The sequence below is a fragment of the Streptomyces sp. NRRL S-37 genome (assembly GCF_000721605.1).
Classification (GTDB): domain Bacteria; phylum Actinomycetota; class Actinomycetes; order Streptomycetales; family Streptomycetaceae; genus Streptomyces.
The window spans coordinates 1-17,300 of record NZ_JOIZ01000016.1; the positions used below are offsets into that span (position 1 = coordinate 1).

Annotated in this window: 16 protein-coding genes, 1 rRNA gene and 1 riboswitch; of the genes, 12 read left to right on the forward strand and 5 right to left on the reverse strand. The window is 70.6% G+C overall.

Features of this window, described 5'->3' with window-relative positions; translation table 11 throughout:
• From rrf to IH50_RS0122550, 11 genes are all read left to right on the forward strand, one after another.
• A 5S ribosomal RNA gene (gene rrf / locus IH50_RS38845) occupies positions 1-99 on the forward strand; the annotation flags it as partial.
• Positions 100-206: 107 nt separating this feature from the next.
• Positions 207-815: a CDP-alcohol phosphatidyltransferase family protein gene (locus IH50_RS0122505; RefSeq protein WP_030865165.1), complete on the forward strand. Its 609-nt coding sequence runs from the start codon at positions 207-209 to the stop codon at positions 813-815.
• A 115-nt stretch (positions 816-930) separates the two neighbouring features.
• Complete coding sequence (locus IH50_RS0122510) at positions 931-3,426, forward strand: mannose-1-phosphate guanyltransferase (protein WP_030865168.1); 2,496 nt, start codon at positions 931-933, stop codon at positions 3,424-3,426.
• 127 nt (positions 3,427-3,553) lie between these two features.
• On the forward strand, positions 3,554-4,447 hold the full coding sequence (locus tag IH50_RS0122515; protein ID WP_234328224.1) for a DUF881 domain-containing protein: 894 nt from the start codon (positions 3,554-3,556) through the stop codon (positions 4,445-4,447).
• Complete coding sequence (locus IH50_RS0122520; protein ID WP_030808725.1) at positions 4,444-4,776, forward strand: small basic family protein; 333 nt, start codon at positions 4,444-4,446, stop codon at positions 4,774-4,776. The genes IH50_RS0122515 and IH50_RS0122520 overlap by 4 nt, the downstream gene beginning before the upstream one ends.
• Positions 4,777-4,781: 5 nt before the next feature.
• Positions 4,782-5,681: a DUF881 domain-containing protein gene (locus IH50_RS0122525; RefSeq protein ID WP_037872720.1), complete on the forward strand. Its 900-nt coding sequence runs from the start codon at positions 4,782-4,784 to the stop codon at positions 5,679-5,681.
• Positions 5,682-5,742: 61 nt separating this feature from the next.
• Positions 5,743-6,675: an FHA domain-containing protein gene (locus tag IH50_RS40015; protein WP_078914070.1), complete on the forward strand. Its 933-nt coding sequence runs from the start codon at positions 5,743-5,745 to the stop codon at positions 6,673-6,675.
• Positions 6,676-6,713: 38 nt separating this feature from the next.
• On the forward strand, positions 6,714-7,454 hold the full coding sequence (locus IH50_RS0122535) for a MerR family transcriptional regulator (protein ID WP_030865176.1): 741 nt from the start codon (positions 6,714-6,716) through the stop codon (positions 7,452-7,454).
• Positions 7,455-7,538: 84 nt separating this feature from the next.
• On the forward strand, positions 7,539-8,012 hold the full coding sequence (locus IH50_RS0122540; protein WP_004934251.1) for a bifunctional nuclease family protein: 474 nt from the start codon (positions 7,539-7,541) through the stop codon (positions 8,010-8,012).
• A 187-nt stretch (positions 8,013-8,199) separates the two neighbouring features.
• The gene (locus IH50_RS0122545; protein WP_078914071.1) at positions 8,200-8,883 is read left to right on the forward strand and encodes a MerR family transcriptional regulator; all 684 of its coding nucleotides are present in this window, start codon (positions 8,200-8,202) and stop codon (positions 8,881-8,883) included.
• A gap of 59 nt (positions 8,884-8,942) precedes the next feature.
• Complete coding sequence (locus IH50_RS0122550; RefSeq protein WP_030865180.1) at positions 8,943-10,334, forward strand: DNA polymerase IV; 1,392 nt, start codon at positions 8,943-8,945, stop codon at positions 10,332-10,334.
• A gap of 10 nt (positions 10,335-10,344) precedes the next feature.
• Here IH50_RS0122550 and IH50_RS0122555 read toward each other — a convergent pair whose 3' ends face one another.
• A complete protein-coding gene (locus IH50_RS0122555) occupies positions 10,345-10,719 on the reverse strand; it encodes a PRC-barrel domain-containing protein (protein WP_030865182.1) in 375 nt (124 codons plus the stop codon).
• A gap of 114 nt (positions 10,720-10,833) precedes the next feature.
• A riboswitch (glycine riboswitch) is annotated at positions 10,834-10,929 on the forward strand.
• 174 nt (positions 10,930-11,103) lie between these two features.
• Between IH50_RS0122555 and gcvP the strand changes: the two genes are divergently transcribed.
• On the forward strand, positions 11,104-13,989 hold the full coding sequence (gene gcvP, locus IH50_RS0122560; protein ID WP_030865185.1) for an aminomethyl-transferring glycine dehydrogenase: 2,886 nt from the start codon (positions 11,104-11,106) through the stop codon (positions 13,987-13,989).
• Positions 13,990-14,029: 40 nt separating this feature from the next.
• On the opposite strand, the gene IH50_RS0122565 is transcribed toward gcvP, so the two are convergent.
• The 4 genes from IH50_RS0122565 to IH50_RS0122580 all read right to left on the reverse strand — a co-directional run bounded on the left by IH50_RS0122565 (position 14,030) and on the right by IH50_RS0122580 (position 17,277).
• Complete coding sequence (locus tag IH50_RS0122565; protein WP_030865188.1) at positions 14,030-15,112, reverse strand: ABC transporter ATP-binding protein; 1,083 nt, start codon at positions 15,110-15,112, stop codon at positions 14,030-14,032.
• Positions 15,112-15,939: a molybdate ABC transporter permease subunit gene (modB, locus tag IH50_RS0122570; protein WP_030865190.1), complete on the reverse strand. Its 828-nt coding sequence runs from the start codon at positions 15,937-15,939 to the stop codon at positions 15,112-15,114. Before modB ends, IH50_RS0122565 begins: the two co-directional genes overlap by 1 nt.
• The gene (modA, locus tag IH50_RS0122575; RefSeq protein WP_030865194.1) at positions 15,936-16,730 is read right to left on the reverse strand and encodes a molybdate ABC transporter substrate-binding protein; all 795 of its coding nucleotides are present in this window, start codon (positions 16,728-16,730) and stop codon (positions 15,936-15,938) included. Before modA ends, modB begins: the two co-directional genes overlap by 4 nt.
• Before the next feature lie 151 nt (positions 16,731-16,881).
• Positions 16,882-17,277, reverse strand: a complete 396-nt coding sequence (locus IH50_RS0122580; protein WP_030865197.1) for a TOBE domain-containing protein — start codon at positions 17,275-17,277, stop codon at positions 16,882-16,884.
• Between the last annotated feature and the right edge of the window lie 23 nt (positions 17,278-17,300).

Below are 17,300 nucleotides of genomic sequence, written 5' to 3' on the forward strand. Positions count from 1 at the left end.
GGGGAAACGCCCGGTTACATTCCGAACCCGGAAGCTAAGCCTTACAGCGCCGATGGTACTGCAGGGGGGACCCTGTGGGAGAGTAGGACGCCGCCGAACTCCTTTTAGAGCTCTGGCTCTCGGGCATACAGCCCGAGAGCCAGAGCTTTTTTGCGTTGAGGTAAGGTCGGTGCATCATCGACACGTTTCCCACAGGAGGATCCCGGGTGGAGGTCCAGGAGACGCGGGTCCAGACAGACCGCGTCCTCACCATCCCGAACATGCTCAGCATGGCACGGCTCGTTGGCGTACCGCTGTTCCTGTGGCTGATCCTCAGGCCGGAGTTCGGCGGCCCGAAGAGCGACGGCTGGGCCCTCTTGGTGCTGGCCTTCAGCGGCGTCAGCGACTATCTGGACGGCAAACTGGCGCGACGGTGGAACCAGATCAGCAGCCTCGGCCGGCTGCTCGACCCCGCCGCCGACCGGCTCTACATTCTCTCGACGCTGGTCGGCCTCACCTGGCGCGAGATCCTGCCCCTCTGGCTGACCATCGTTCTGTTGGCACGTGAGCTGGTCCTCCTGGTCATGGTGGGCATCCTCCGGCGGCACGGCTATCCGCCGCCGCAGGTGAACTTCCTGGGGAAGGCCGCCACCTTCAACCTGATGTACGCCTTCCCGCTGCTCCTGCTCAGTGACGGAACTGGCTGGATCTCGTCACTCGCTGCTATTTTCGGCTGGGCGTTCGCCGGATGGGGTACAACTCTGTATTGGTGGGCAGGAGTGCTTTACGTGGTCCAAGTCCGCCGTCTGGTTCGTGCGGACGCTGTGACCGATTGAACTCGCTGATCAGCACGCGCATCGTGGCGCGGCGGCCCGCACTGTAAAAGTGCCGGCCAGTCCTGGCGGGTGAAGTCGGTCAGACCGTCGTCTCTTCGAGGAGGACGCTTCCGACATGAAGGCCGTCGTGATGGCCGGGGGTGAAGGCACCCGCCTTCGCCCCATGACCTCAAGCATGCCCAAGCCGCTCCTGCCGGTGGCCAATAGGCCGATCATGGAGCATGTTCTGCGGTTGCTCAAAAAGCATGGGCTCAACGAAACCGTTGTGACCGTCCAGTTCCTTGCGTCACTCGTCAAAAACTACTTCGGTGATGGCGAAGAGCTCGGAATGGAGCTCACCTATGCCAATGAGGAGAAGCCACTCGGTACCGCCGGGAGCGTGAAGAACGCCGAGGAGGCACTGAAGGACGACGCTTTCCTCGTCATCTCCGGCGATGCCCTCACCGACTTCGATCTCACTGAGCTGATCAATTTCCACAAGGAAAAGGGAGCCCTGGTCACGGTCTGCCTGACCCGCGTCCCCAATCCGCTGGAATTCGGCATCACCATCGTGGACGAGGAAGGCAAGGTCGAGCGTTTCCTCGAGAAGCCGACCTGGGGGCAGGTCTTCTCCGACACGGTGAACACCGGCATCTACGTCATGGAACCCGAGGTCTTCGACTACGTCGACCCCGATGTGCCCGTCGACTGGTCCGGCGACGTCTTCCCGCAGTTGATGAAGGAAGGCAAGCCCGTCTACGGCTATGTCGCCGAGGGCTACTGGGAGGACGTCGGCACGCACGAGAGCTATGTGAAGGCGCAGGCCGACGTCCTGGAGGGCAAGGTCGACGTCGACATCGACGGCTTCGAGATCTCCCCGGGCGTGTGGGTCGCCGAGGGAGCCGAAGTGCACCCCGACGCCGTGCTCCGCGGGCCGCTCTACATCGGCGACTACGCCAAGGTCGAGGCCGGTGCGGAGATCCGCGAACACACGGTCGTGGGGTCCAACGTCGTCGTGAAGAGCGGCGCCTTCCTGCACAAGGCCGTCGTCCACGACAACGTGTACGTCGGACCGCACAGCAATCTGCGGGGCTGTGTCGTCGGCAAGAACACCGACATCATGCGCGCGGCACGGATCGAGGACGGCGCCGTCATCGGTGACGAGTGCCTGATCGGCGAGGAATCGATCGTCCAGGGCAATGTACGGGTCTACCCGTTCAAGACCATCGAGGCGGGCGCGTTCGTCAACACCTCGGTGATCTGGGAGTCCAGAGGACAGGCACATCTCTTCGGTGCCCGGGGCGTGTCCGGGATCCTGAACGTCGAGATCACACCGGAACTCGCGGTGCGGTTGGCCGGCGCGTACGCGACGACGCTGAAGAAGGGCTCGACCGTCACCACGGCCCGCGACCACTCCCGTGGTGCCCGTGCGCTGAAGCGAGCGGTCATCTCCGCGCTGCAGGCCAGCGCCATCGACGTACGGGACCTGGAGAACGTGCCGCTGCCCGTGGCACGGCAGCAGACCGCACGGGGCAGCGCGGGCGGCATCATGATCCGGACGACGCCCGGAGTGCCGGACTCCGTCGACATCATGTTCTTCGACGGACAGGGCGCAGACCTCTCCCAGGGCAGCCAGCGGAAGCTGGACCGGGTGTTCGCGCGGCAGGAGTACCGGCGCGCGTTCCCCGGGGAGATCGGGGACCTGCACTTCCCGGCCAGTGTCTTCGACTCGTACACGGGCTCGCTGCTGCGCAACGTCGACATCACCGGTATCGCGGAGTCCGGGCTCAAGGTGGTCGTCGACGCCTCCAACGGCAGTGCCGGTCTGGTGCTGCCGAGCCTGCTCGGCAAACTGGGCGTCGACTCGTTGACCATCAATCCCGGTCTCGACGAGTCCAGGCCGACCGAGACGGCCGAGATGCGGCGCTCGGGGCTGGTCCGGCTCGGGGAGATCGTGGCGTCCTCCGGCGCCGCGTTCGGCGTACGGTTCGACCCCGTCGGTGAGCGGTTGTCCCTCGTCGACGAGAAGGGGCGGATCATCGAGGACGACCGGTCGCTCCTCGTGATGCTCGACCTCATCGCCTCCGAGCGGCGCAGTGGCCGGGTGGCGCTCCCGGTGACCACCACCAGGATCGCCGAGCAGGTCGCGGCCTATCACGGCACGCAGGTCGAATGGACGACCACCTCGCCCGACGACCTCACCCGCGTGGGCGGCGAGGAGGGGACGATCTTCGGCGGTGACGGCAAGGGCGGTTTCATCGTCCCGGAGTTCAGCAGCGTCTACGACGGTACCGCGGCCTTCGTGCGGCTCATCGGGCTGGTGGCGCGCACCCAGCTCACGCTCAGCCAGATCGACGCGCGCATCCCGCGGGCGCATGTGCTCAAGCGGGACCTGGCGACCCCGTGGGCCGTCAAGGGCCTGGTGATGCGGCGGGTCGTGGAGGCGGCCGGAGACCGGTTCGTGGACACCACCGACGGCGTGCGGGTGGTGGAGACCGACGGCCGCTGGGTGATGGTGCTGCCCGACCCGGCCGAGGCGGTCACCCATCTGTGGGCCGAGGGCCCCGACGACGCTTCCGCACAGGCCCTGCTCGACGAGTGGTCCGCGGTCGTGGACAGCGCGGGCCGGTGAGCGGCCGGCGTCGGCGGTAGAACGAGCGGTACACGTGCGTGCCGGACAAGTGTCCCCAAGGGGGCCTGTCCGGCACGCCGGTAGGTCCGTTCGGAGGTAGTGGCCGCGGCGTGCGACGATGTGCGGCATGCCGCAGCAACCCCCCGTTCGGAGCACACCCGTGCGGCCCGCGCGCCCGGACGCCTCCATGTCGTTGCTCACCAACGTCATGGACCACAGCCTTGACGACGGATACGCCGAGGCCGCCGCGCGGAGGAAGACCTCCGGCGAGGGCGGCATGCCGAAGACCCTCAGGGCGAGGCTGGGGCTCGCCGTCGGCCTGGTGTTCGCCGCCCTGATCGTGACCGTCGGGGCCGCTCAGGCCCGGGTCGCGGCTCCCGTCGTCGCCAAGGAGCGCGAGGAGCTGATCGACCGGATCGACCAGGAGACCGAGGCCGCGGACAAGCTCGAGGACAGCGTCGACGAACTGCGCGCGGACGTGAGCGCGCGGCAGCGCGAGGCGCTCCGGGACAGCGGAGGCGACCGGTCCGCACTGGTGGGCATCCTGTCCGGCGCCGTCGCGGTGCACGGGCCCGGCGTGCGGCTCGTGGTGAACGACGCCAAGGACGCGAGTACGGGCGGCGACGGCGGTCCGCGGTCGACCACCGGCTTCTCCGACACCGGGCGGGTCCGTGACCGTGACATGCAGCGTGTGGTCAACGGTCTGTGGGAGTCCGGTGCCGAGGCCGTCTCCATCAACGGGCAGCGGCTGACGGCCCTGTCGGCGATCAGGGCCGCGGGAGACGCGATACTGGTCGACAACAGGCCGCTGGTGCCGCCGTACACGGTGCTCGCGGTGGGGGACGGCGGGGAGTTGAGTGACCGGTTCCAGAACAGCGCGGACGGGCTGTATCTGCATGCCTTGCAAGAGAACTACGGGATCCGGACGGCCCTCTCCGTGGAGGACGACGTCCGGCTGCCCGCCGCACCGAGTGTGATCGTACGTACCGCACAGCCGATAACCGAGAAGGGCACATCGTGATCGCCGTACTGGGCCTCGTCGTGGGAGTCGTGGCCGGACTGTTGGTCCGGCCCGAGGTTCCGGCGGTCGTCGAGCCTTACCTGCCGATCGCCGTCGTCGCGGCGCTCGACGCCGTGTTCGGAGGTCTGCGGGCCATGCTCGACGGCATCTTCGACGACAAGGTCTTCGTGGTCTCGTTCCTGTCGAACGTGGTCGTCGCCGCGCTGATCGTGTTCCTCGGCGACGAGCTCGGCGTGGGGGCCCAGCTGTCCACGGGTGTCGTCGTGGTCCTCGGTATCCGTATCTTCTCCAACGCCGCGGCGATCCGCCGGCACGTGTTCCGGGCGTGAGGCCGATGAGTGCGCACGAATCCGACGAGACGACGCGCCCGGCGGTGTCCCCGCCCCGGCCCGCACCGGACGCCTCGCCCCTGACCGGGCTGCGCAGGGAACTGCCCGCTGAGGTGCCCGCCGAAGTGCCCGCGAAGGCGCCCACACCGGCGGATGAGCACGTTCCGGAGCCCCCGCCCGGGCTGACCGGCCGACAGCGGCTGGTGAACGGGCTGTGGCCGCCGCGGGTGACCCGGGCCCAACTCATCGTCGCCCTTCTGCTGTTCGGTCTCGGTTTCGGTCTTGCCGTCCAGGTGGCGTCCAACAGCGACGGTGACAGCGCGCTGCGCGGGGCGCGCCAGGAAGATCTTGTGCGCATCCTCGATGAACTCGACGACCGCACAGAGCGTCTTGAGGACGAGAAGCAGGGACTCGAGAAGCAGCGCGACGAGCTGGAGAACAGCTCCGACCAGGCCGAGGAGGCCCGCAAGCAGACGATCGAGAAGGAGCGGCAACTCGGTGTGCTGGCGGGCACCGTGGCCGCGCAGGGGCCCGGGATCACGATGACCATCGAGGACACGAAGGGGACGGTCGAGGCGGACATGCTGCTCGACGCCGTCCAGGAGCTGCGCGCGGCCGGTGCCGAGGCGATCCAGGTGAACGATGTGCGGGTGGTGGCGGGCACCTATCTGACGGACTCCGGGAACGGTGTCGCCGTGGACGGGAACAAGATCACCACGCCTTATCGTTTCAAGGTCATCGGCAAGCCGCAGGACCTCGAGCCGGCGCTCAACATCCCCGGAGGCGTGGTGCAGACTCTCGAGAAGGAACAGGCCACCGTTACCGTGGAGCGGTCGGCCAAGATCGTCGTGGATGCCTTGCGGGTGGTGAAGCGGCCTGACTACGCTCGGTCGTCCTCCCAGTGAACCGGGGGTGCATGCGGGGCGTCCGGCGAGGGCATGAGGTTGCGGGGGGTCGGCGCACCGAATGGGTGGTGCGTGGTGGAAACTGTCTGGCGGAGGCGGACGTTGTGAAGATGTCCGGGTCGGCCAATGTGTTCAGTCAGGGTTCGTCCTGCCCCACGGGCGGGTCTGTTTCGGTCAAGGGGAATCGCCCGTGAAGTTGTTTGCGAAGTTGTTCGGCAAGAGCGCGCGGCGAGAGGGCAGCGACAACGCGACCGCTCGCCATCGCGCACAGCCTGAGGCGGAAGGTCAGCGTCCGCTGTACCGGGACCAGGTGGGTCAGGGCGCGTCGTCCGTTGACCCCGCACAGTCGGGCGGCATAGGTTTCGGGCAACCGTCGACCTCAGGTACGGGTGGAGAGTTCTCCGGCCCGTACGCGTCCCACGCCCCCGGGGGGCAGCCGCGGCAGGAGGATCCGTCCATGTCGGCCCTGGTGTGTACGAGGTGCGGCAACCGCAACGCGGAGAACAGCCGCTTCTGCTCCAACTGCGGCGCGCCGCTGAGGCCCGGAGTCACCCCGGAGCGCCCCTCGGAGACGACGTCCACGATCTCGATCTCCGGTCTCGAGGCCTACGACGCGGAGGCCACCGGCCAGACGCCGACGCCGATGCTCTCTCCCGAGGCGCAGGCGGCCGTCGACGCGCTGCCGGTGGGTTCCGCGCTCCTGGTCGTGCGCCGCGGGCCGAACTCGGGCAGCCGCTTCCTGCTGGACGGCGACCTGACCACGGCCGGGCGTCACCCGCAGAGCGACATCTTCCTGGACGACGTGACGGTCTCCCGCCGGCACGTGGAGTTCCGGCGCGGCCCGGACGGCTCCTTCACGGTGGCCGACGTGGGCAGCCTGAACGGCACGTACGTCAACCGTGAGCGGATCGACCAGGTCGCCCTGGCCAACGGCGACGAGGTGCAGATCGGCAAGTACCGGCTGGTCTTCTACGCGAGCCAGCGGGGCTACTGACCTCCCGGATCCGTCCGGGGGACCCCCAGGGAAGGTTCATGGTTCAGACACCGAGCGGCGGTGCCGGCGACGGCGCCGCCGCCGCGGGCACCGGACTGATGAGCATCGGCACGGTACTGGGCGTGCTGCGCGAGGAGTTTCCCGAGGTCACCATCTCCAAGATCCGCTTCCTGGAGTCGGAGGGGCTGATCGAGCCGCAGCGGACCCCGTCGGGGTACCGCAAGTTCAGCGCCGGGGACGTCGAGCGCCTCGGCCATGTGCTGCGCATGCAGCGCGATCACTACCTGCCGCTCAAGGTGATCCGTGAGCACCTCGACGCCATGGAGCGCGGTGAGGCCGTCCAGCTGCCGGTGCTGGGCCGTCCGGGGGACGGGGAGACCGCTCAGGAGCCCGCCGCCGAGGGGCCCGCGGTGGCGCGTATCGGGCGCGGCCGACTGCTGGCCGCGGCCGGCATCGACGAGCGGACGCTCGCCGAGTGGGAGTCGTACGGGCTGCTCGCCCCGGTCGAGGACGGCCTGTACGACGCCGAGGCGGTCACCGTCGCCGGGCTCATCACCGAGCTGGGACGGTTCGGGATCGAGCCGCGTCATCTGAGGGCGATGAAGGCCGCCGCCGACCGTGAGGCCGGGCTGGTGGACCAGGTGGTCGCCCCGCTGAAGCGCCACCGGAACCCGCAGACCAGGGCCCACGCGCAGGCGCGTACGAAGGAGCTGGCGGGGCTCACGATGAAGCTGCACGCGGCGCTGGTGCAGGCGGCACTCGGGATACGGCTGCCCTGAGACGGAGCGGCGCGGGGGCCCGGATCGGCCACCCGTTCCCTGCCCGACTACCCAAACGTCCCGGGCACGGCCTAGGGTTGCTGTGTGAACGAGCTCGATGTCGTAGGTGTCCGGGTCGAGATGCCCTCCAACCAACCGATCGTGCTGTTGCGTGAAGTGGGCGGCGACCGCTACCTCCCCATCTGGATCGGACCGGGGGAGGCGACGGCCATCGCCTTCGCCCAGCAGGGCATGGCACCCGCACGGCCGCTGACCCACGACCTGTTCAAGGACGTGCTGGAAGCCGTCGGACAGGAGCTCACGGAGGTACGCATCACCGATCTGCGCGAAGGTGTCTTCTACGCGGAGCTGGTGTTCGCCAGCGGGGTCGAGGTGAGTGCCCGCCCCTCCGACGCCATAGCGCTGGCCCTGCGCACGGGTACGCCGATCTACGGCAGTGACACGGTGCTCGACGACGCCGGGATCGCCATCCCGGACGAGCAGGAGGACGAGGTGGAGAAGTTCCGCGAGTTCCTCGACCAGATCTCGCCGGAGGACTTCGGAACCAGCAACCAGTGAGGGCGGCCGTCGGCCCGGTCGGCCGCCGGGGCTCACGCCGAGGGCATTCGGCTAGCCTTTCCCCGCGACGGGGTACGGGAAACCACTCTTAGGGTGATTATCACTCGGCGTGCCGAGTGTGGCGATCGTTGACGCACCCTTGGTGACTGCCTACCTTCGAGGAGGCAGGTCAAGGACGGAGGTCGGCGTGAGAAGCAGCGGCGACGGTACGGCTGGGGGTGCCCCCGGACGCGGTTTCGGGGCGAGCGGGCCGTACCCTCCCCAGAGCTCCCGGCTCCGTCCGAGCGGGGGGCATCCCGCGCACGGCGGTGCGATCGACCAGGTTCCGCAGCGACCGACGGCTGTGCCGAGCAGCGGAGGGGCGACATCCATGGCGTCCGAGGAGATCGGCTACCGGGGGCCCACGGCCTGCGCCGCCGCCGGCATCACCTACCGGCAGCTCGACTACTGGGCCCGTACGGGCCTGGTCGAACCGAGCGTGCGGCCGGCCCACGGATCGGGCACGCAGCGGCTCTACAGCTTCCGTGACGTCGTCGTGCTCAAGATCGTCAAGCGGTTCCTGGACACGGGCGTCTCCCTGCAGAACATCCGCACCGCGGTCCGGCATCTGGGTGAGCGCGGCTTCAGCGACCTGGAGCGCATGACGCTGATGAGCGACGGGGCCACGGTCTACGAGTGCACCTCGCCCGACGAGGTGCACGCCCTGCTCCAGGGTGGCCAGGGCGTCTTCGGCATCGCCGTGGGCGTGGTGTGGCGGGACGTGGAGAGCGCGCTGTCCCAGCTGCACGGGGAGCGCGTCGACACCGGGGAGACGCTGGTCGGGCACAACCCGATGGACGAGCTGGCGCGGCGGCGGAACAAGGCGGTCTGAGGCCGTCCGGGGCCGCCCGGGAGCGGCCGTTGTCAGTGGCGTAGGGCAGCATCGGAGATGTGAGATCCGCGCCCACGATCCTGCACCTCGACATGGACGCCTTCTTCGCCTCGGTGGAGCAGGCGTCCAAACCGAGCCTGCGCGGGAAAGCGGTCGTCGTGGGCGGGCTCGGGCCGCGGGGTGTGGTGGCCACCGCCTCGTACGAGGCGCGGATCTTCGGTGTCCACTCGGCGATGCCCATGGCGCAGGCCCGGCGACGCGCGCCGAACGCCGCGTACCTGGTGCCGAGGTTCGCTCTCTACCGGTCGGTCAGCGAGCAGGTGATGGGGTTGCTGCGGGCCCTGTCACCGCTGGTGGAGCCGCTCAGCCTGGACGAGGCGTTCGTGGACCTGGAGGCCGGCGGCACAGCCTGGGACGAGCGGTCGGCGCGGCTGGCCGGGGCGAAGCTGCGCGCGGACATACGGGCGGTCACGGGGCTCACCGGGTCGGTGGGGCTCGCGGCCTCCAAGATGCTGGCGAAGATCGCCTCGGAGCAGGCGAAGCCGGACGGACTGGTGCTGATCGAGCCGGGCACGGAGCGGGCCCTGCTGGGGCCGCTGCCGGTCCGCACCCTGCCGGGCGTCGGACCGGCGACCGGTGACCATCTGCGGCGGGCGGGGATCCACACGGTCGGCGAGCTCGCCGAGGCCGGGGAGGACGAGCTCGTACGGCTGCTGGGCAAGGCCCACGGCCACGCGCTGTTCGCGATGGCACTGGCCCGGGACGAGCGGCCGGTGGTGGCCGAGCGGGAGACCAAGTCGGTCTCGGTCGAGGACACGTACGACGTGGACATCCACGACCGAGTGCGGGTGGGGACGGAGGTGCGGCGGCTCGCGGACCGGTGCGTGCGCAGGCTGCGGGAGGCGGGTCTGTCGGGGCGGACCATCGTGCTGAAGGTGCGCCGGTACGACTTCTCGACCCTCACCCGGTCCGAGACGCTGCGGGGCCCCACGGACGATCCGGCGGTGGTGCGGGAGGCGGCCGCGCGGCTGCTGGACTCGGTCGACACGACCGGCGGGGTACGGCTGCTGGGCGTCGGGGTCAGCGGGCTGGCCGACTACACGCAGGAGGACCTGTTCGCGCAGGCGGCGGGCGTACCCGCCGACGACCTCCCGCGCGAGGAGGCCGAGGCCGTGCCCGCGCCGGAGCCGGAGACGCCCGCCGAGCGGCGCTGGCCGGCGGGGCACGACGTACGGCACGCCGTGTACGGGCACGGATGGGTGCAGGGCAGCGGGCTGGGCCGGGTCACGGCGCGCTTCGAGACGCCCGGCTCGGAGCCGGGCCGGGTGAGGACCTTCCGCGTCGACGACCCGGCTCTGCAGCCGGCGCAGCCGCTGCCGCTGGTGTCCCGGGGACCCGGGGAGGACGAGGGCGCGGAGACCGGTGGAGGGATGCGGACGGAGAGCCGGTGAGCGGGGCGGATCAGGCCGGCTTGTCGTTCCCGGCGAGTTTGCCGAAGTCGCGGTCCGGGAGGGGAGGGGGAGCGGCGAGGTCCAGGCCGTAGTGGTGGTAGAGCTGGAGTTCCTGTTCGGGGGAGAGATGGCGGCCCACGCCGAAGTCGGGTGCGTCCTTGATGAGGGCGCGTTCGAAGGGGACGTGGAGGGCGCCGTCGATGAGTTCGCTGGGTTCCAGGGGGACGAAGGCGTCCCTGCTGAACAGGCCGGTGCGTATCGCCGCCCACTCCGGTACGCCGGTGGCGTCGTCGAGGTAGATCTCGTCGATGGTGCCGATCCGGGTTCCGTTGCGGTCGAACGCCTTGCGGCCGATCAGGTGGCGCGGATCGATGTCGGTCTGCACAGGCCCTCCATTGGTCGCAAACTCATCCGTAAGCACTACAGAACGGCACAATCGGCTGGACGGCCACTCGAAGGTTCTGGTGCGGTGCTCGCTGGTACGCTGGCAAACGGCTGCTGACCCCGTGCGGGAGAGCCCTCCGGACGTCATCGGAGGCGCCGAAGGAGCAAATCCTCCCCGGAATCTCTCAGGCACACGTACCGCACGGACGAGGTCACTCTGGAAAGCAGGGCGGGTGTCGACGGCTTCCGCTCTCACCGACGGTGAAAGCCGGGCGCCTTCGGGCCGTCCGGTGAAGCTCTCAGGTCGAGATGACAGAGGGGGAGGCCGTTCGGGCACCCGCGCCGTGGTGCCCCTCGAAGGTCGTCGGACCAGGAGGCCTCCTCAATGACCGCCCCTCGCACTCCGCTCTCCGAGCTCGAACAGGGAATCCCCTTCGAGCAGCGCCATATCGGCCCCGACCATGAGGCCCGGGCCAAGATGCTCGCCCAGGTCGGCTACGGCTCGCTGGACGAGCTGACGGCCGCCGCCGTGCCGGACGTCATCAAGAACGCCGACGCGCTGGACCTGCCGGGTGCCCGGAGCGAGGCCGAGGTACTGGCCGAGCTGCGCACGCTGGCCGACCGCAACGAGGTGCTCGGCTCCATGATCGGGCTCGGGTACTACGGGACCTTCACCCCGCCCGTCATCCTGCGCAACGTGATGGAGAACCCCGCCTGGTACACGGCGTACACGCCGTACCAGCCGGAGATCTCCCAGGGCCGGCTCGAGGCGCTGCTGAACTTCCAGACCATGGTCGCCGAGCTCACCGGCCTGCCGACCTCGGGCGCCTCGCTGCTCGACGAGGGCACCGCCGCCGCCGAGGCGATGGCGCTGTCGCGGCGCATGGGCAAGAACAAGAAGGGCCTGTTCCTGGTCGACGCGGACGCGCTGCCGCAGACGATCGCCGTGATCGAGACCCGTGCCGAGCCGACCGGCGTCGAGGTCGTCGTCGCCGACCTGAGCGAGGGCATCCCCGCCGGGCTCGCCGAGCGCGAGATCAACGGCGTGCTGATCCAGTACCCGGGCGCCTCCGGTGCCGTACGCGACATCAAGCCGCTGATCGACCAGGCGCACGAGCTGGGCGCGCTGGTCACCGTCGCCGCCGACCTGCTCGCCCTCACGCTGCTGAAGTCGCCCGGTGAGCTGGGCGCGGACATCGCGGTCGGCACCACGCAGCGCTTCGGTGTGCCGATGGGCTTCGGCGGGCCGCACGCCGGCTACATGGCCGTGCAGGAGAAGATGGCGCGCAGCCTGCCCGGACGGCTCGTCGGCGTCTCCGTCGACGCCGACGGGCACAAGGCGTACCGCCTCGCCCTGCAGACCCGTGAACAGCACATCCGCCGCGAGAAGGCCACCAGCAACATCTGCACCGCCCAGGTGCTGCTCGCCGTCATGGCCGGGATGTACGCGGTCTACCACGGCCCGGAGGGGCTGCGGCTGATCGCCCGGCGCACCCACCGGTACGCCACCGTCCTCGCCGAGGGCCTGCGGGCCGGCGGGGCCGAGATCGTGCACGGCTCCTACTTCGACACGCTGACCGTGCGCGTCGCCGGGCGGGCCGCCGAGGTCGTCGCCGCCGCCCGTGACCACGGCGTCAACCTGCGCCTGGTCGACGCCGACCACGTCTCGATCGCCTGCGACGAGACCACCACCCGGGAGCGGCTGACCGCCGTGTGGAGTGCCTTCGGCGTCGACGGCGACGCCGAGGCGCTGGACGCGGCCGCGCGGGACACCCTGCCGGACGCGCTGCTGCGCGACGACGAGTACCTGACCCACCCGGTCTTCCGGCAGCACCGCTCCGAGACCGCGATGCTGCGCTACCTGCGCCGGCTCTCCGACCGCGACTACGCGCTGGACCGGGGCATGATCCCGCTGGGCTCCTGCACCATGAAGCTCAACGCGACCACCGAGATGGAGCCGGTCACCTGGCCCGAGTTCGGTCAGCTGCACCCCTTCGCGCCCGCCGAGCAGGCCCGGGGCTACCTCACGCTCATCCACGAGCTGGAGGAACGTCTCGCCGAGGTCACCGGCTACGACAAGGTGTCCCTCCAGCCCAACGCCGGCTCCCAGGGGGAGCTGGCCGGTCTGCTCGCCGTACGCGGCTACCACCGCGCCAACGGTGACGAGCAGCGCACCGTCTGCCTGATCCCGTCCTCCGCGCACGGCACCAACGCCGCCAGCGCCGTGATGGCCGGCATGAAGGTCGTCGTCGTCAAGACGTCCGACGACGGCGAGATCGACGTCGCGGACCTGCGGGCGAAGATCGCGCAGCACCGTGACGAGCTCGCCGTGCTGATGATCACGTACCCCTCGACGCACGGCGTGTTCGAGGAGCACGTCGCCGACATCTGCGCCGAGGTGCACGAGGCCGGCGGCCAGGTGTACGTGGACGGCGCCAACCTCAACGCCCTGGTGGGTCTGGCCAAGCCGGGCCACTTCGGCGGTGACGTCTCGCACCTGAACCTGCACAAGACCTTCTGCATCCCGCACGGCGGCGGCGGCCCCGGCGTCGGTCCGGTCGGTGTGCGGGCGCACCTGGCGCCGTATCTGCCCAACCACCCGCTCCAGCCGGAGGCCGGCCCGGAGACCGGCGTCGGGCCCGTCTCGGCGGCGCCGTGGGGCTCGGCGGGCATCCTGCCGATCTCCTGGGCGTACGTCCGTCTCATGGGCGGCGAGGGCCTCAAGCGGGCCACGCAGGTGGCCGTGCTCAGCGCCAACTACATCGCCAAGCGTCTGGAGCCGCACTACCCGGTGCTCTACACCGGCCCCGGCGGGCTGGTCGCGCACGAGTGCATCATCGACCTGCGCCCGCTGACCAAGGCGACCGGCGTCACCGTGGACGACGTGGCCAAGCGCCTGATCGACTACGGCTTCCACGCGCCGACGATGTCGTTCCCGGTGGCCGGCACGCTGATGATCGAGCCCACCGAGTCCGAGGACCTCACCGAGCTCGACCGGTTCTGCGAGGCGATGATCGCGATCCGCGCGGAGATCGAGAAGGTCGGCTCCGGCGAGTGGCCCGCGGACGACAACCCGCTGCGCAACGCCCCGCACACCGCCGCCGCGCTCGGCGGGGAGTGGGACCACGCGTACGCCCGCGAGGAGGCCGTCTTCCCGGCCGGGGTGAGCGCCGCCGACAAGTACTGGCCGCCGGTGCGCCGTATCGACCAGGCCTTCGGTGACCGCAACCTGGTCTGCTCCTGCCCGCCGCTGGACGCGTACGAGGACTGACACACACTGAAGGGGGCCCTTTGCGGAGGGCCCCCTTCGGCTACGCCGGGTACGCGTGGGTCTGCGCCGCCTTGACCGCCGCCCAGACCGTCGCGCCCGGACGCAGGTCGAGTTCGGCCGCGGCGACCGCGGTGAGGTCGGAGGCCAGGGCGAGCTCGCCGGTGAGCTCCGCGCGGATCTGATCCCCGTGGGTCTCCAGACCGGCGACCTCGCAGCGCCAGAGGTTGCGGGCGCTGGAGCCGGTCGGCCGGTCCCGGTACAGGGTGACGGCGCCGGGCGGGAACGCCACGAACGCGGGCCCGGAGAGGTCCTCCGTGGTGCTCACGGCGGGACCCGCGTCGAGCCGCACCGTGTGGCCGTCGGCCCGCCCGCGGTACAGGTTGAGGCCGACGAGCTGGGCGATGTACTCGGTACGCGGGTGGCGGGCGATGTCGGGGGGTGTGCCCTCCTGCACGATCCGGCCCCGCTCCACGACGACCAGGCGGTCGGCGAGCACCATGGCGTCCAGCGGGTCGTGCGTGACCAGGACGGCGACGGCCTCGAAGGCGGCCAGATGGCGGCGGAGCTGCGCGCGCACCTCCAGCCGGGTGCGGGCGTCCAGGGCGGCGAGCGGTTCGTCCAGGAGCAGCAGCCGGGGACGGGTGGCCAGGGCGCGGGCGAGGGCCACCCGCTGGGCCTGGCCGCCGGACAGCCGCCGGGGCTTGGCGCCCGCGTGCTCGGCCAGCCCCATGCGGTCGAGCCACTCGGCGGCCTGGGCGCGTGCCTCCGCCTTGCCGGCGCCCCGGCAGCGCGGTCCGAAGGCCACGTTGTCGAGGGCGGTCAGGTGCGGGAAGAGCAGATAGTCCTGGAAGACGACACCCACCGGGCGGGACTCCGGCGGGGTGTGGCGCAGATCCACGCCGTCCAGCCGCAGGTGCCCGGCGCCGAGCGGGGCGAGGCCTGCCAGGGCGCGCAGGGCGGTGGTCTTGCCGGCCCCGTTCGGGCCCAGCAGGGCGACGACGTCACCGGGCGCGGCGGTCAGCGCGACGTCCAGGCGGAAGGAGCCGCGGTCCACGACGAGGTGTGCGTCGAGCCCTTCGGCGGCCGGGCCCGGTGTCTTCCCGGCATTCTTCGGCACGGCCATCAGACGGCCCTCATCCAGCGGTCCCGCAACCCGGCCAGTACGGCGACGGACACCGCCAGCAGGACCAGGCTGAGGGCGATGGCGGCGGCCGGGTCGTTCTGCAGGGCGAGGTAGACCGCGAGCGGCATGGTCTGGGTGCGGCCGGGGAAGTTGCCGGCGAAGGTGATCGTCGCGCCGAACTCCCCGAGGGCCCGCGCCCAGGCCAGTACGGCACCGGCCGCGACGCCGGGGGCGATCAGCGGCAGCGTGACCCGGCGGAACGCGGTGAAGCGGGAGGCGCCCAGGGTGGTGGCCGCCTCCTCGTAGCGCGGGTCGGCGGCCCGCAGCGTGCCCTCGACGCTGATGACGAGGAACGGCATCGCCACGAACGTCTCGGCGAGGACGACGCCCGTGGTGGTGAAGGGCAGGGTGATGCCGAACCAGGCGTCCAGCCACTGGCCGACGACGCCGTTGCGGCCCAGGGCGAGCAGCAGGGCGACACCGCCCACCACCGGGGGCAGCACCAGCGGGAGCGTCACCAGGGCGCGGACCAGACCCCGGCCGGGGAAGTCCGTACGGGCCAGCAGCCACGCCAGCGGAACGCCGACGACCAGGCTCAGCGCGGTCGCCGTCGTGGCGCACAGCAGCGACAGGCGCAGCGCCTCCCACACCCCGGGGCTGGTCAGCTGCCCGGGGAGGTCCCGCCAGGGGGCGCGCAGGAGGAGGGCGAGGAGGGGCACCAGGAGGAACGCCATACCCAGGAGGGCGGGCGCGAGGAGGGCGAGGGGGACACCGCGGCCGGGGGCGCGGGGGCGTGCCTTCCGGGGGGTTTCCCGGCCGTCGGTCATGGCTTCAGGAATCCCGCCTCGGCCAGGACCTTCTGGCCCTGCGCGGACTTCACCAGCGCCACGAACGCCTTCGCCGCCGACGGATTGGGCGCGTTCTCGAGCCGGGCGATCGGATAGTCGTTGACGGCCTCGGCGGACTCCGGGAATTCCACGCCCTCCACCTTGTCACCGGCCGCCCTCACATCCGTGCGGTACACGAGGGCGGCGTCGGCCTCCTTCAGCCGGACCTTCGTCAGGGCGCTCTTGACGTCCTGCTCGTACGAGACCGGCTTCAGCTCGACGCCGCCGGCGGTGAGGGCGGTCCGCGCGGCGGCTCCGCAGGGCACCGTCTCGTCGCACAGCACGACCTTGAGGCCGGACGCGGTCAGGTCCTCGAGGGAGTCGATCGCGTGCGGGTTGCCCGGCGTAGTGGCGATCTCCAGCCGGTTGCGGACGAACGTGCTCGGGCTGCCCGCCGTGAGCCCCTCGTCCGTGACGAGCTTCATCGTCTTCGCGCTGGCCGCCGCGAAGACGTCGGCCGGGGCACCGCTGTTGATGCCGGCGGCCAGGCCGTCGCTGCCGCCGAAGTTGAAGGTGACCTCGGTCCCCGGGTGCTCCTTCTCGAACCGCTCGCCCAGCGTCGTGAAGCTCTCCTTCAGCGAGGCGGCCGCGAAGACGGTGACCGTGCCGGTGACGCCCTGCCCGCCGGACGCCGGCGAGCCCGAGCCGGACGCGGAACAGGCGCTCAGCATCAGTACGGCGGCGGCTGTCCCGGCACCGGCGATCCGAAGGGTCCCATGCGAACGGGGCATGTCGGAGCACTCCCTCTGCGGGTCTGCGGAAGAGCCCGCAACGCCCTCCCGCTACGCCGATCATACTGGCGCGTCTGCAAGGCGTTCACCCGATGTCGCATCGCATGAGCCAGGGAAAGTGGTCAGGGGGTACGCATGTGCGTCTCCATCGTCAGGTGCGGTCGATATGGACGTTCGTCGACTTCACGCGGGCCGTGGCCTCCATGCCGACCTCCAGCCCCAGTTCCTCGACGGCCTCCCGGGTGAGCAGCGAGACGAGGCGGTGCGGGCCGGCCTGGATCTCGACCTGGGCGGCGACGTCGCCGAGCTTGATCGCGGTGACGATGCCGGGGAAGGCGTTGCGGGCGGAGGTGTACGGAGTGCCCTCCTCGACGGCGCCGGCCCTGGCGAGTTCGACGGAGAACGCCGCCAGGGCCCGCCCGTCGACGAGCCGGCGTCCGCTGTCGTCGCGGTGGGTGGTGATACGTCCCGCGTCCGCCCAGCGGCGGGCGGTGTCCGGGCTCACGCCGAGCAGCCTCGCTGCCTGGCCGATCGTGTAGGACTGCATGCCGGTCACGATAGGTGGTGCCG

What these genes read in the sequence shown, in the direction of transcription:
- IH50_RS0122515 (WP_234328224.1), top strand. Translation starts at nt 3,554, where the DNA reads ATGCCGCAGCAACCCCCCGTTCGGAGCACACCCGTGCGGCCCGCGCGC.
- modB (WP_030865190.1), bottom strand. Translation starts at nt 15,939, where the DNA reads ATGACCGACGGCCGGGAAACCCCCCGGAAGGCACGCCCCCGCGCCCCC.
- IH50_RS0122525 (WP_037872720.1), top strand. Translation starts at nt 4,782, where the DNA reads ATGAGTGCGCACGAATCCGACGAGACGACGCGCCCGGCGGTGTCCCCG.
- IH50_RS0122580 (WP_030865197.1), bottom strand. Translation starts at nt 17,277, where the DNA reads ATGCAGTCCTACACGATCGGCCAGGCAGCGAGGCTGCTCGGCGTGAGC.
- IH50_RS40015 (WP_078914070.1), top strand. Translation starts at nt 5,743, where the DNA reads ATGGGTGGTGCGTGGTGGAAACTGTCTGGCGGAGGCGGACGTTGTGAA.
- IH50_RS0122565 (WP_030865188.1), bottom strand. Translation starts at nt 15,112, where the DNA reads ATGGCCGTGCCGAAGAATGCCGGGAAGACACCGGGCCCGGCCGCCGAA.
- modA (WP_030865194.1), bottom strand. Translation starts at nt 16,730, where the DNA reads ATGCCCCGTTCGCATGGGACCCTTCGGATCGCCGGTGCCGGGACAGCC.
- IH50_RS0122535 (WP_030865176.1), top strand. Translation starts at nt 6,714, where the DNA reads ATGGTTCAGACACCGAGCGGCGGTGCCGGCGACGGCGCCGCCGCCGCG.
- gcvP (WP_030865185.1), top strand. Translation starts at nt 11,104, where the DNA reads ATGACCGCCCCTCGCACTCCGCTCTCCGAGCTCGAACAGGGAATCCCC.
- IH50_RS0122510 (WP_030865168.1), top strand. Translation starts at nt 931, where the DNA reads ATGAAGGCCGTCGTGATGGCCGGGGGTGAAGGCACCCGCCTTCGCCCC.